Genomic DNA, 13,448 nt, shown 5'->3' with positions numbered 1-13,448 from the left:
TTTACCAATATGGCACTTCATATCCTCGCTTACATTTTGAAGCGTATGATTTTAACCAATTCCATAAGTTTGAATAACTTATAGATGCTTGCTCAATCATATCTTTAATTTTATTTACTAAGTGCATAACCCCTGATTTTTAAACAAATATATAAATATATTTACAATTAATTTACATTAAATTAACGTAAAATTTACATTGAATATTGTTAATGGCAAAGATTATAAGATTTAATAAAAAATGCCTCTTTTAGATTTAGAGGCATTTTTGAACTTATAAGTAAGAGTTTATTATCTAAATATCAAACCAGCTTTGTACTTGCTGAATGATCTTTTCATCATTTCCATGGATGTATTCAAATTCATTATTGGCAGAGTTGTATTTATAATCTACTTTCCATTTATCAACATTTTCAACCACTTGTTTTATGGCATTACAAATGAATAGCACTTCATTGTTGGTAGTAATAGGGTGCAAAGATAAACGTACCCAACCTGGCTTAATAGTCAAATCCTTTTTAGCAATGCCATCAGTAATTTCTTTAGAAGAGTCTTCATAAATATCAAATAGATGATGACTATAAGTGCTTGCACAAGACCAACCTCCTCTTACTTGAATTCCAAAACGATCATTTAATAGTCGTACAATTAAATTATAATGAATTCTTTCAACACCAAAAGAAACACAACCGATGCGCTTTTCATCATTATAACCAAGAAGATAAAGTCCACTTATCTTTTTTAATTCATCAAAACACAATGCTAGTAATTCTTCCTCTCTATCTGCAATTTTATCTTCATCCATTTTTTCTTTTAACTGAATAGCCATAGCAGCTCTCATTACTTGTAAAAATCCTGGAGTTCCGCCGTCTTCTTTGGTTTCTATATCATCATAATATCCATATTCTCCCCAAGGATTTGTCCATTTTACATTTCCTCCTCCTGGTACATCAGGACAACTAGTATTATACATTTCTTTATTAAAAACCAATACACCACAAGTGCCAGGGCCACCTAAAAATTTATGTGGTGAAAAATAGATTGCATCTAACCGTTCTTCAGGATCTTTTGGATGCATATCTATTTTTACATAAGGAGCAGAAGCAGCTAAATCTATAAAACAATAACCACCATGTTGATGCATGATTTTAGCAAGCTTGTGATATGGAGTTATAATACCGGTAACATTAGAGCATCCAGTAAAAGCACCAATTTTAAGAGGCCTATTCTTATATTTTTCTAAAGCTTCTTCTAACTTATGAGGACAAACTAGCTTATGTTCGTTGCATTGTAAGATTACTACATCTGCTATGGTTTCCATCCAAGGTACATGATTAGAATGGTGCTCCATATGTGTTATAAAAACTACAGGTCTTTCATTTTCTGGAATCTCAATTTTATCTTTAACAGCATCTGGATAACGTAAACCCATCACACGTTGTAGACGAGATAATACACCTGTCATACCTGTACCAGCAGTTACAAGTACATCATTATCGTTTGCGTTTACATGTTCTTTTATGATTTGTCGCGCGTATTTATAAGCGTAAGTTGAAGCTTTTCCAGTTTCACTAGAAAAAGAATGCGTATTGGCAACCATAGGTCCAATCACTTTTTGCATGGTTTCTTCTATAGGGGCATATAATCTACCACTAGCTATCCAATCTGCATATAATAAATTTTGCCTACCATAGATAGATTCAAAAGTAGAACTATCACCAATAATATGTTTTCTAAATTGTTGAAAATGAGATTCAAGATTTTCAACATTGGTAATATGATTATTTTTGGTTGATACTTTCATTACTTATAATATGTTATTTAACAAAAAACACTTTGGTAAAATTAACCAAAGTGTTTTTAATATTATAAAAATGATAAGATTATCTTTATTACTTAGCTTTTAAAATTTCTAGACCACATTCTAAAAATTGGGCGTATTGATCTTCGTCTGGTGTGTAGGCAACTGGCTTATTTAAAATTGTTTTACCATCTGGACTCAAAAGCACATAATAAGGTTGAGAGTTATTTTGAAAGAATTGTGTTTGAAAGTTAGCCCATTTATCGCCATAATCTTCTAATTTTCTTGTTCCGCCATTTATTCTTCTAACAAAAACTTGTTGATCCTCAGGCAAGGCTTTTTTGTCATCAACATATAAAGATATTAATACATAATCATTTCGTAAATAACTATCAATCTTTTCTAAAGGCCAAATATGTTCTTCCATTTTACGACAATTTACGCATCCATATCCAGTAAAATCTAGCATAATAGGTTTATTAACTTTTTCTGCATAAGCTATTCCTTCCTTTAAATCTTTAAAACAATCTAAATTATTAGGACAATCTTTTGGATAGATAAAACTGTAGCCAACAGGAGGTGCCAAACCACTTAACAATGTTAATGGTGTAAAACTTTGTGTCTCTTTATTTACTCTAAACCCAGAAATAAGATAAATAGTAAAAGCAGCTACCAATATACCAAACGAAATTCTTGAAAAGGATAGCTTTTTTATTGGAGAATCATGTGGAAATTTAATTTTTCCGAAAAGATATAAAGCCAAACCTCCAAAAATAAGAATCCAAATAATTAGGAAAGGTTCAATTTTTAGAATATTCCAGTGTTGTACTAAATCTGCAACCGACAAGAACTTAAAGGCTAATGCTAATTCTAAAAAGCCTAATACTACTTTTGTTGTATTTAACCATCCACCTGACTTTGGTAATGAATTTAACCAACCTGGAAAAGCTGCAAATAACGCAAAAGGCAAACCTAAAGCTAATCCAAATCCCCCCATACCTGCGGTTAATTGCCAAGCACCTCCATCAGAAGTTAGAGAACCTGCTAATAAAGAACCTAAAATTGGTCCTGTACATGAAAATGAAACAATTGCCAATGTTAAAGCCATAAAAAACACGCCAAATATTCCCCCTACATTTTCTCCTTGTGTAGTTTTATTTGTCCAACTAGCAGGTAATGTTAGCTCATAATAACCAAAGAATGAGAATGCAAAAAATACAAAAATGATAAAGAAAATGACATTTAACCATACGTTAGTTGAAATATCATTTAAGATATCTGGATTTATTGAATCTAATAGATGAAATGGAACGCTTAAAACCAGATAAACGGCCAGTATAAAAAAACCATATAATATTGCTTTAGATATACCAGAACTTTTATTCTGGTCTCCCTTTTTAGTGAAAAAACTTACAGTTAAAGGAATCATAGGGAATACGCAAGGAGTTAATAAAGCAAGTAAACCACCTAAAATGCCTAAACCAAAAATACTCCATAATGATTTTCCTCCTTCTTCAATAGTTGTTGCATTTGAAACTACTTCATTTACACAAGTTTTATCAGATTTTTTGATATCAGTAGGGGAAATACCATATAATAATTGATTTACTTTATTATCATCAACTTTAATATCTTTTCCAATATCACCTTGTGATGCACTAGAACCAGAAGATGAAAAACTAAATTCAAAAGGCTCGTCGGTTGGAGGTAAACATTGTTGATCGTCACAAGTCATATATGCAAGTGATCCTTTAATTATTACACCTTCTTTTTTTAGCTTGACCTTTTGTTTGAAAACGGCTTTTTTAAAGAACTTAGAAAGTTCCATATCAAATACAGCATCGTGTTTAGTAACCTTATTTTCGTCACTTTCAATCACATTTCCTATAAATTCAACATTGTCATTCTTGTCAAAAGTAAATGTGGTAGGTATAGGTCCATCATCTCCAATATGTTGAGAATAAACAGCCCAATTTTCATCTATATTGGCAGTAAAGATTAATTCATATTCATTGTCAGATAATTTTTTTGAATCGTATGACCACTTGACTGGTTCTAATATTTGTGAAAAAGAGACTATTGAAGAAAATAGAATGAGTAGAAGTAAGGATAGTTTTTTCATTTCTAAAATTAAATTCGAAATCGTTTTGCTAAGATAATCTTCTTAGGCGTTAAACTTTACAAATCATTACAATTAATAAAGACTAAATGGTTTTTTTAAGAAAATTTTATAATAAGTCTAGATGAAATTCAATAAGTCGGGGTGAGAGGATTCGAACCTCCGATCTCTGGTCCCCCAGACCAGCACTTTAACCGGACTAAGCTACACCCCGAATTTATTGTATAAAAATAAAAAAGTTCAACAGATAATGTTGAACTTTCAGTCGGGGTGGCAGGATTCGAACCTGCGACCTCCGCGTCCCAAACGCGGCGCGATAACCGGGCTACGCTACACCCCGAAAAAAGGTTTGCAAATATATACTTTTTCTTAACAGTTTCAATAAATAATTATTTGTAAATTCACTCCAGCATCTAATACTTTTCTAATGAAACATTTATTTAATATTATCACGTTTATACTTTTAGTTAATTTCACATCATGTGCTCAAAATAATACTCCTGAAAACATTGAATATACGCACGAAGTTGTTGTGCCCAATTTGTATAACCCTTGGGGGTTTACTTTTTTACCTGATAACTCTTTACTCATTAATGAAAAATCTGGTACATTAATTCATCATAAGGATGGAAAGAAAACGACCATTGAAGGATTACCAGCAATAGAAGTTTTAGGTCAAGGAGGATTAATGGATATTGAATTACATCCTAATTATAAAGAAAATGGATGGATCTATATTTCTTATGCATCAGCAGAAGGTGGAGGTAATGGAGCAAATACTGCAATAATGAGGTTTAAATTAAGTAATAACCAGATTACTAATAAACAATTGCTTTATAAGGCTACTCCAAATACGAGTAGAGGGCAACATTTTGGTTCTAGAATTGAATTTGATAATCAAGGGTTTCTATATTTTACAATTGGAGATAGAGGTAATAGAGATGTAAATCCTCAAGACATTTCAAGAGATGGAGGAAAAGTGTATCGATTGAACGACGATGGTTCTATTCCATCTGACAATCCATTTGTAAATGATAACAATGCTAAAAAAGCAATATACTCTTATGGTCATCGTAATCCACAGGGAATGGAAAAACATCCAATAACTGGAGAAATTTGGACACATGAGCATGGCCCTAAAGGAGGAGATGAAATAAATATCGTACAAAAAGGGAAAAACTATGGCTGGCCAAAAATAAGCTATGGCATAAATTATAACGGAACCAGTTTTACAGAAAATACATCACTACCAGGTATGGAGCAACCTTTTCATTATTGGACTCCTTCGATAGCTCCTAGTGGGATGACTTTTGTAAGTAGTAATGTTTACCCAAATTTAAAAGGAGATTTATTAGTAGGGTCGTTAAAGTTTCAATACGTAAATAGATGTATAATTAGTGATAATAAGGTAACTAAAGAAGAAAGGCTTTTAGATGGTATTGGGCGTGTTCGTAGCATGAGACAAGGCCCAGATGGTTATATTTATGTTGGTGTTGAAAATTTAGGGATCGTTAAAATCATTCCAAAGAAATAATCTTAAATTTGCCCAATACTAAAACCAATTTTCATGCTAATTATCGGAATCGCTGGGGGTACAGGTAGCGGTAAAACTACTGTTGTAAACCAAATAATTAATGAGTTACCAAACGAAGAAGTGACGGTAATTTCTCAAGATTCTTATTATAAAACAACAGATAACCTTACTTTCGATGAGCGGTCGAAAATCAATTTTGATCATCCAAGAGCTATAGATTTTAAATTACTGGTTGAGCATTTACATCAATTAAAAAATGGTAATACAATTGAACAACCTGTATATTCTTTTGCTACTCACAATAGAACTAAAGACACTATAAAAACGCACCCTAGTAAGGTAGTAATTGTAGAAGGTATTTTAATATTTACAAAACGTAAAGTACGTGAGTTATTAGATATAAAAGTATATGTTCATGCTGATTCAGACGAGCGTTTAATTAGAAGATTAAAGCGCGACATACAAGATAGAGGTAGAGATATGGATGAAGTTTTGCAACGCTATCAAGAAACTTTAAAACCTATGCACGAGCAGTTTATTGAACCAATGAAAGAATATGCCGATATTATTATACCTAATAATAAATACAATACAGTGGCCGTAGATATAGTGAGGACAATTATTAATGAAAAATTGTAGTATTTAAATGACGTTTAAACAATTTAGAAATAAACCTTTTATAAAATTTATAAGCAACAGATATATCATTATCATATTAATTTTTATTGTTTGGATGCTTTTTTTTGATGAAAATTCATATTTAAATCATCGTGAACTAGATAAAGAAATTGATAAGCTCGAGAAGTCTACAGATTATTACAAGGATGAGATCAAACACGATAAAAAAATTATAGAGAATTTACAGCACCCAGATTCTTTAGAAAAATTTGCGCGTGAAGAATATAGGATGAAAAAGAAGAATGAAGAAATATACATTATCGAATTTGATACTATAAAAAAATAATATGAGTAGTAACTTATTCAATGAATTCGATGAAGTTTCTGCAAAACAATGGAAACAAAAAATTCAAGTTGATCTTAAAGGATTAGATTATAATGAAACGTTAGTTTGGGAATCTAATGAAGGTATTAAAGTAAAACCATTTTATCATCAAGATGAATTTGAAGCTTTAGATATTCCAAAGGTTTTAGAAGATGTTGGTATATGTCAGACTATTTTTATTTCAGAAGAACAAACCGCTAATTTTTTAACAAAAGATGCTCTGCAAAGAGGAGCTACCACTATTCAATTTGAAGCTCATAAACCTTTTGATATTGATTTACTTTTACAAGGTATCAATCTTAGCGCAGTCGAAGGGTCAATTTATTTTAAATTCAATTTTCTTTCTAAGAGTTTCCTCTCCGATTTAATCGAAAAAACGAAAGGATTTCGAATATTCTTAAATATTGATCCTATTGGTAATCTTGCTAAAGACGGTAATTGGTTTGCCAGTAAAAATGAAGATTTTAATATTGTAAAGTCGTTGCTTTCTAGCACTTCCGAAAATGTAAACCTTATTGGAGTAGATGCAAGTTTATATCAAAATTCGGGAGCAAATTGCATACAACAAATTGCTTATGCTTTGGCCCATGCTAATGAATACTTTAACGTCATTGCGAGTGAAGCGTGGCAATCTGTCAAAATCATTCAATTCAACTTTGCAGTCGGAAGCAATTACTTTTTCGAAATAGCTAAACTAAGAGCATTTAGCTATTTATTTGAGTTGTTATGTGACGAATATAAGTTATCAATAAAGCCACAGATTTTTGTAGTGCCAAGTTTACGTAATAAAACCTTGTATGATTATAATACAAATATGTTGCGGACTACTACTGAATGTATGAGTGCCTTATTAGGAGGAGCAAATACAATTTCGAATGTTTCTTATGATACAATTTATCATAAAAAGAATGAATTTGGTGAACGTATTGCTCGTAATCAGTTATTAATTTTACAAGAAGAAAGTTACTTTAAAGAAGCAGCTCAATTTACTGAAGGATCTTATTATATAGAATCTCTTACTAAACAATTCGCTGAAAAGGCGTTAGAACTATTTAAAGACATAGAAAGGTCAGGTGGGTTTTTAAAGCAATTGTTTGAAGGAACAATCCAACGAAAAATTTCTGAAAGTGCGCAAAAAGAACAAGATCAATTTGATAACGGAGATGAAGTTTTATTAGGTACAAATAAACATCCTAATCAAAATGATAAAATGAATGATGAATTGGAGCTCTATCCTTTTGTGAAAACAAAAGCACGAAAGACGTTAATAGAACCAATTATAGCTAGACGTTTAGCAGAAGAATTGGAGAAAGAAAGATTAGAAAAAGAATAATTATGAAGAAGTTGTATTTAATAGTAGTGTTCTTAGCATTTTTTTCATGTAAAAAAGAAACAAAAGGTTTTAATGAGAAAAATTTAGTACAACCAGTAGATTTGGGTCAATATTATTCCCTTGAAAAAGATCAAATAAAAATATTTTTACCCGAGGGCTTTAAAGAATTGTCAGAAAGTGAAATTCAAAACTTTCATGCATCAATTAAAAATGAAGAAGAGCGTTATTATTACGAGCAGGGGTATAAACAACGTAAAATATCCCATGGCAATCATTATGATTATTATAATGAAGAACTTTTTTCAGAAGTTTATGTAAATACGTTACCGTATATGCCTTTCAATAAGAGCAATGCAAGTCAATTACTATATTACCTAAGGAAGAATCATGAAAAATATCAGCAGGTAACAGGTATTTATCATAATAAAATAAAAGCGACTTATATAGGACATAAAGGTCTACAGGTATTTAAGGCAAAATATAGATTAAGTAGATATAATTCTTATGATGAAAAGAAGGACGATGAGAATTATGAAATGTTCAATACCATTTATTTAATTACATCAAATCAAAAAACTTTTTTGTTAAATATAATGACACCATTTGAAATGGATTTTGATCCATTTATTAGAAAGATAAAATTGTAAATGTCTAGAAAAGATATTCAAAACATAAAATTAAAAATTAAAAACTCAAAACCTAAAACTTTTGAGCACGAGAATTTTGTTGCAGGCATAGCTCCAAACTTGCGTGGACCTTATTCAACTATGTATGTCCGTCGACCCTGGACAATTCGTCAATATGCAGGTTTTTCTACTGCAGAAGAAAGTAATGCCTTTTATCGTAGAAATTTAGCAGCTGGTCAAAAAGGATTATCGGTAGCTTTTGACCTAGCCACACATCGTGGTTATGATTCAGATCATGAGCGTGTTCAAGGAGATGTGGGTAAAGCTGGCGTGGCTATTGATTCGATAGAAGATATAAAAATATTATTTGATCAAATTCCATTAGATCAAATGTCTGTTTCTATGACTATGAATGGCGCAGTATTACCCATTCTAGCATTTTATATTGTAGCAGCTGAAGAGCAGGGGGTAACCCCTGAAAAATTACCTGGAACCATTCAAAATGACATTCTTAAAGAGTTTATGGTGCGTAATACTTATATCTACCCTCCAACTCCTTCAATGAAAATAATTGCTGATATTTTCAAATATACTAGCAAGAATATGCCAAGGTTTAATTCTATTTCTATTTCGGGTTATCATATGCAAGAAGCTGGAGCAACACCAGAGATTGAATTGGCATACACTTTAGCAGATGGTTTAGAATATATTAGAACGGGTATTGAAGCTGGGATGGATATAGACAGCTTCGCACCACGTTTATCCTTTTTTTGGGCAATAGGGATGCATCATTTTCAAGAGATTGCCAAGTTGCGAGCAGGTAGAATACTTTGGGCTAAGATTGTAAAACAGTTTAACCCTAAAAACCCAAAGTCTTTAGCATTAAGAACACATTGCCAAACTAGTGGTTGGAGTCTAACAGCACAAGACCCATTCAATAATGTGGCTAGAACGGCTATTGAGGCTATGGCAGCTGCTTTTGGTGGTACGCAAAGTCTACACACCAATGCTTTAGATGAAGCTATTGCTTTACCAACGGATTTTTCTGCAAGAATAGCTCGTAATACACAAATATATATTCAAGAAGAAACGAAGATTACTAAAACTGTTGACCCTTGGGCAGGTTCCTATTATGTAGAAGAATTAACTTCAACAATTGCCAATAAAGCTTGGGAGCTTATTCAAGAGGTTGAAGATCTTGGCGGGATGACCAAAGCCATTGAAAAAGGAATTCCTAAATTACGTATTGAGGAAGCTGCAGCCAAAAAACAGGCGCGAATTGATAGCGGTCAAGATGTAATTGTTGGTGTAAATAAATATCAATTAAAGCAAGAAGATCCGCTACATATCTTAGAGGTTGATAATAATAAAGTTCGTAATTCACAAATTGAACGTTTAAATCGACTTAAAGCAAAAAGAGATACTAACAAAGTAAAAATAACTCTAGATAAATTAACTGAATGTGCAAAATCAAATGATGGAAATTTATTAGCTTTGGCGGTAGAGGCTGCTCGAGAAAGAGCAACACTTGGAGAAATCTCTAATGCTTTAGAAGCTATTTTTGGCAGATATAAGGCAACAATAAATTCGATTACTGGTGTGTATAGTAGAGAGATAAAAGAAGACGATACTTTTAAAAAGGCCATTGAACTAGCAGACAAATTTGCAGAATTAGAAGGGCGACGCCCGCGTATTATGGTTGCCAAGATGGGCCAAGATGGGCACGATCGAGGAGCAAAAGTAGTGGCAACAAGCTTTGCTGACTTGGGCTTTGATGTAGATATTGGTCCTTTATTTCAAACACCAAAAGAAGCTGCAAAACAGGCTGTTGAAAACGATGTACATATTTTAGGTGTTTCATCGTTAACAGCTGGTCATAAAACCTTAGTCCCTCAAGTTTTAGAGGAGTTAAAAAATTATGGTAGAGAAGACATTATGGTTATAGCTGGTGGTGTAATACCTCCACAAGATTATCAGTTCTTATTTGATAAAGGTGTGGTAGGTGTTTTTGGACCGGGAACTAAAATTGCAAAGGCAGCTATTGAAATTTTAGAGATTTTAATCGAAAGTACCGAAGAAGTATAATTACCTTTAATTTATCCATTTGTAAATATTTTTTTATATTCACACGAATATAAAACCAAATAATTATGAACAAATCAATCAAAACAGTCCTTTTAGTTGTAGGTGTAATCCTTTTAGGATATGGAATTTACACTATGGTAGCACCAGAAGCTTCAGTAGATTTAGGTGTTATAAAAGCAGAAGCTCAAGACAACACAAATTCTTACATTACTATAGGATTGGGTATTCTAGCTTTACTAGTTGGAATGCTTGGTGGTAAAAAAGCTTAATAATTTTTAGTCTTGAAGAGCAAATACACGTTGTAAAAGTGTATTTGTTCTCGAGGCAATATTTGTTCTTATTTCTTTTTCTTGAATTGCTATCATGGTATAAACACCATCTAGTGCTTCATTAGTAACATAATCGGTTAGATCTGGATTTACCTTATTGAATACTATCGGTAAGCTATTGTATTTGTTAATAAGATTCTTCCATATTTCATCAGCCCCTACTTTCTGAAAAGAACTTTTTATTACAGGATGAAATTTCGAATATAGAGCTTGCGAAGTATTGGTTTCTAAGTAGGTAGTAGCGGCACTATCATTACCTAATAGAATGTTTCTTGCATCAGCAAAAGTTATATTTTTAACGGCATCTATAAAAATAGGTGTAGCTTCTTTTACGGCATCTTCTGCTGCTCTATTCAATACTTTAAGTCCCTCATCTGCTAAACTACTAAGGCCTATATCTCTCAATGTTTTATCTACTTTTTGTAACTCTTCAGGTAATAAAATTTTTACAAGCTCATTTTTGTAGAAGCCATCCTCAAGAGTAAGTTTACTTACTTGCTTATCTATACCTATATCTAGAGCTTGTTTTAACCCAGAAATAATATCGGCATTTGTCACTCCACCCTGAGGTAATTGATTAACTACTTGTTGTAGTTCTGCACAAGATGTTAGTAAAAATAAAGGGACAAATAATAATGCTTTTAAATACTTCATGTGTTTTTAGATTTTTTCATAATATTCTTTAGTCAACTTATGCTGAACGTCACCAGTATGTTTAATATTGCTTGGCTCAAATAATAAAACCCATACTTCTTCATTAGCAATAGGTTTATGCTCAACTCCTTTTGGTATTACAATCATTTCGCCTTCATTGAGTGTAACTGTTTTATCTCTAAATTCTAGAATTAAAGTACCTTTTACAATATAAAATAGTTCATCTTCATCTTTATGGTTATGCCAAACAAATTCACCTTTTAACTTAGCTAATTTAACATCTTGTCCGTTTAATTGACCGATAATTTTGGGTGACCAATGCTCGTTGAATAGTGAGAATTTTTCTTTAATATTTACTACTTTCATTTTAATTAATTCTCTAAAAATTGTGGTGCTTTTCTATGTTTAGTTCCTTGTTCGTATGAGTAAGCAATTTCCAACAATGCAGGCTCGCTCCATGCTCTACCAAAAATTGAGATTCCTACTGGTAATTCACTAACAAACCCCATAGGTATGGTAATATTAGGATATCCTGCTCTCGCAGCTGGCGAAGAGCTTCCTAAACCAAAAGAATCACCATTAAGATGATCTGTTTTCCAAGCTGGCCCTCCAGTTGGAGCAATAATGGCATCTAAATTATGTTCATTCATCACTCGATCAATACCATTTTCGCGTGAGCCTTTGAGCATACTTGCTAATGTTGTTTTGTAATCTTCAGAATCAAGACCATCTTTCTCTTGAGCCATTTCTAAATATTTCTGATTATAAAATTCTAATTCAATAGAATCCTTTTTATTGAATTCGATTAAATCTTCCAAATTTTTAATTTTAGCATTTGGCCCTAATGATTTAAAATACTTATTTAGGCCGTCTTTATATTCATATAACATAATTTGAAATGACAGACCCCCAACATTATTTTCAGCAACCCTATCAATTTCAATAACTTCTGCTCCTTGACTTTTCATATAAGCTACTGCCTCTTGAAAAATGGTGTCTACTTTAAAATTTCTACCTAAAGGCCTTTTATATAAACCTATACGTTTTCCTTTTAAACCATCTTTTTTTAAGAATTGGGTATAATCTTTTTGAATATGATCTTTACTTGCTAATGTTTTAGTATCTGTTGAATCTACTCCTGTTAAAGCATTTAAACATATTGTTGCATCGGTTAAATTGCGTGCCATTGGCCCAGCTGTATCTTGCGTAAATGAAATAGGAATAATACCTGAACGACTTATTAAACCTACTGTTGGCTTAATACCAACCACACCATTTGCGTTTGAAGGACATACAATAGAACCGTTAGTTTCTGTACCTATTGCTACAAGGCTTAGTCCTGCTGAAACGGCAGCTCCGGACCCCGAGCTAGATCCACATGGATTACGATCTAAAACATATGGGTTTTTAGTTTGACCATTAATACCACTCCAACCGCTAGAAGACATTTCACCTCTAAAGTTAGCCCACTCACTAAGGTTTGCTTTGGCTATAATAATAGCTCCTGCCTCTTTCAACTTTTTTGCTACATAACTATCTTGTAATGGTTTAGACCCTTCTAGAGCTCTAGAACCTGCGGTAGTAAACATATTGTCTTGGGTATCTATATTATCTTTAATAATTATAGGAATGCCATGTAGAGCCCCTCTAGATTTACCTTCTTTAAGTTCTTTATCTAGTTGTTCAGCTATAGCCAAAGCGTCTGGATTTACCTGAATTATCGAATTTAGTTGTGGTCCATTATTATCAATTGCTTCTATTCTGTCTAGATATTTTTGAGTTATTTCTACTATTGAATACTCACCATCTACATATCCTTGTTTTAGCTGATCTATAGTAACTTCTTCAAAAGGAAAATCGATTACAGTACTTTCTTTTTTATTAGATTCTGTTTTACAAGAAGCAAAAACAGTTAAAAGCAATATTGCACTTATAAATTTTAAGGTGGTTTTCATTGTTTATTT

At 32.2% G+C, this 13,448-nt stretch carries 13 protein-coding genes and 2 tRNA genes; 7 read left to right on the top strand and 8 right to left on the bottom strand.

Annotated features, from left to right (window positions below; all coding sequences use genetic code 11):
* Position 1: 1 nt before the first annotated feature.
* The 5 genes from AC3IF2_RS07425 to AC3IF2_RS07405 form a co-directional block, all read right to left on the bottom strand.
* The gene (locus tag AC3IF2_RS07425; RefSeq protein ID WP_489166439.1) at positions 2–127 is read right to left on the bottom strand and encodes a hypothetical protein; all 126 of its coding nucleotides are present in this window, start codon (positions 125–127) and stop codon (positions 2–4) included.
* A 168-nt stretch (positions 128–295) separates the two neighbouring features.
* On the bottom strand, positions 296–1,804 hold the full coding sequence (locus tag AC3IF2_RS07420; protein ID WP_489166438.1) for an aminotransferase class V-fold PLP-dependent enzyme: 1,509 nt from the start codon (positions 1,802–1,804) through the stop codon (positions 296–298).
* Between the two features lie 88 nt (positions 1,805–1,892).
* On the bottom strand, positions 1,893–3,923 hold the full coding sequence (locus tag AC3IF2_RS07415; protein WP_489166437.1) for a protein-disulfide reductase DsbD family protein: 2,031 nt from the start codon (positions 3,921–3,923) through the stop codon (positions 1,893–1,895).
* Between the two features lie 136 nt (positions 3,924–4,059).
* Positions 4,060–4,134 (bottom strand) — tRNA-Pro (locus AC3IF2_RS07410).
* Between the two features lie 51 nt (positions 4,135–4,185).
* Positions 4,186–4,260, bottom strand: a tRNA-Pro gene (locus tag AC3IF2_RS07405).
* A gap of 87 nt (positions 4,261–4,347) precedes the next feature.
* Between AC3IF2_RS07405 and AC3IF2_RS07400 the strand changes: the two genes are divergently transcribed.
* From AC3IF2_RS07400 to AC3IF2_RS07370, 7 genes are all read left to right on the top strand, one after another.
* On the top strand, positions 4,348–5,454 hold the full coding sequence (locus AC3IF2_RS07400) for a PQQ-dependent sugar dehydrogenase (RefSeq protein ID WP_489166436.1): 1,107 nt from the start codon (positions 4,348–4,350) through the stop codon (positions 5,452–5,454).
* A 33-nt stretch (positions 5,455–5,487) separates the two neighbouring features.
* Positions 5,488–6,093: a uridine kinase gene (udk, locus tag AC3IF2_RS07395; protein WP_489166435.1), complete on the top strand. Its 606-nt coding sequence runs from the start codon at positions 5,488–5,490 to the stop codon at positions 6,091–6,093.
* A gap of 7 nt (positions 6,094–6,100) precedes the next feature.
* The gene (locus AC3IF2_RS07390; RefSeq protein WP_489166434.1) at positions 6,101–6,418 is read left to right on the top strand and encodes an FtsB family cell division protein; all 318 of its coding nucleotides are present in this window, start codon (positions 6,101–6,103) and stop codon (positions 6,416–6,418) included.
* A 1-nt stretch (position 6,419) separates the two neighbouring features.
* Positions 6,420–7,790, top strand: coding sequence for a methylmalonyl-CoA mutase subunit beta (locus AC3IF2_RS07385; protein ID WP_489166433.1), 1,371 nt, complete (start codon positions 6,420–6,422; stop codon positions 7,788–7,790).
* A gap of 2 nt (positions 7,791–7,792) precedes the next feature.
* Positions 7,793–8,437 (top strand): hypothetical protein, encoded by a 645-nt coding sequence (locus AC3IF2_RS07380; protein ID WP_489166432.1) that lies wholly within the window; start codon positions 7,793–7,795, stop codon positions 8,435–8,437.
* Positions 8,438–10,501 (top strand): methylmalonyl-CoA mutase, encoded by a 2,064-nt coding sequence (gene scpA, locus AC3IF2_RS07375; protein WP_489166431.1) that lies wholly within the window; start codon positions 8,438–8,440, stop codon positions 10,499–10,501. It abuts the gene before it with no gap.
* A gap of 65 nt (positions 10,502–10,566) precedes the next feature.
* Positions 10,567–10,770, top strand: coding sequence for a hypothetical protein (locus tag AC3IF2_RS07370; protein ID WP_489166430.1), 204 nt, complete (start codon positions 10,567–10,569; stop codon positions 10,768–10,770).
* A 6-nt stretch (positions 10,771–10,776) separates the two neighbouring features.
* Here the strand turns inward: AC3IF2_RS07370 and AC3IF2_RS07365 are convergent, their stop codons facing one another.
* From AC3IF2_RS07365 to AC3IF2_RS07355, 3 genes are read right to left on the bottom strand one after another with little or no spacing between them, the layout of a single operon-like run.
* Positions 10,777–11,484: a DUF4197 domain-containing protein gene (locus tag AC3IF2_RS07365; protein WP_489166429.1), complete on the bottom strand. Its 708-nt coding sequence runs from the start codon at positions 11,482–11,484 to the stop codon at positions 10,777–10,779.
* Between the two features lie 6 nt (positions 11,485–11,490).
* The gene (locus AC3IF2_RS07360; RefSeq protein WP_489166428.1) at positions 11,491–11,850 is read right to left on the bottom strand and encodes a cupin domain-containing protein; all 360 of its coding nucleotides are present in this window, start codon (positions 11,848–11,850) and stop codon (positions 11,491–11,493) included.
* 5 nt (positions 11,851–11,855) lie between these two features.
* Positions 11,856–13,439: an amidase gene (locus AC3IF2_RS07355; protein ID WP_489166427.1), complete on the bottom strand. Its 1,584-nt coding sequence runs from the start codon at positions 13,437–13,439 to the stop codon at positions 11,856–11,858.
* Positions 13,440–13,448 lie beyond the last annotated feature (9 nt).

Source organism: Maritimimonas rapanae, from assembly GCF_057837205.1.
This window is presented reverse-complemented; position numbering and strand designations above follow the sequence as displayed.

Bases quoted from the DNA above. Each gene is read 5' to 3' on its own strand.
- AC3IF2_RS07425 (WP_489166439.1), bottom strand. From the start codon at position 127: ATGCACTTAGTAAATAAAATTAAAGATATGATTGAGCAAGCATCTATA.
- AC3IF2_RS07420 (WP_489166438.1), bottom strand. From the start codon at position 1,804: ATGAAAGTATCAACCAAAAATAATCATATTACCAATGTTGAAAATCTT.
- AC3IF2_RS07415 (WP_489166437.1), bottom strand. From the start codon at position 3,923: ATGAAAAAACTATCCTTACTTCTACTCATTCTATTTTCTTCAATAGTC.
- AC3IF2_RS07400 (WP_489166436.1), top strand. From the start codon at position 4,348: ATGAAACATTTATTTAATATTATCACGTTTATACTTTTAGTTAATTTC.
- udk (WP_489166435.1), top strand. From the start codon at position 5,488: ATGCTAATTATCGGAATCGCTGGGGGTACAGGTAGCGGTAAAACTACT.
- AC3IF2_RS07390 (WP_489166434.1), top strand. From the start codon at position 6,101: ATGACGTTTAAACAATTTAGAAATAAACCTTTTATAAAATTTATAAGC.
- AC3IF2_RS07385 (WP_489166433.1), top strand. From the start codon at position 6,420: ATGAGTAGTAACTTATTCAATGAATTCGATGAAGTTTCTGCAAAACAA.
- AC3IF2_RS07380 (WP_489166432.1), top strand. From the start codon at position 7,793: ATGAAGAAGTTGTATTTAATAGTAGTGTTCTTAGCATTTTTTTCATGT.
- scpA (WP_489166431.1), top strand. From the start codon at position 8,438: ATGTCTAGAAAAGATATTCAAAACATAAAATTAAAAATTAAAAACTCA.
- AC3IF2_RS07370 (WP_489166430.1), top strand. From the start codon at position 10,567: ATGAACAAATCAATCAAAACAGTCCTTTTAGTTGTAGGTGTAATCCTT.
- AC3IF2_RS07365 (WP_489166429.1), bottom strand. From the start codon at position 11,484: ATGAAGTATTTAAAAGCATTATTATTTGTCCCTTTATTTTTACTAACA.
- AC3IF2_RS07360 (WP_489166428.1), bottom strand. From the start codon at position 11,850: ATGAAAGTAGTAAATATTAAAGAAAAATTCTCACTATTCAACGAGCAT.
- AC3IF2_RS07355 (WP_489166427.1), bottom strand. From the start codon at position 13,439: ATGAAAACCACCTTAAAATTTATAAGTGCAATATTGCTTTTAACTGTT.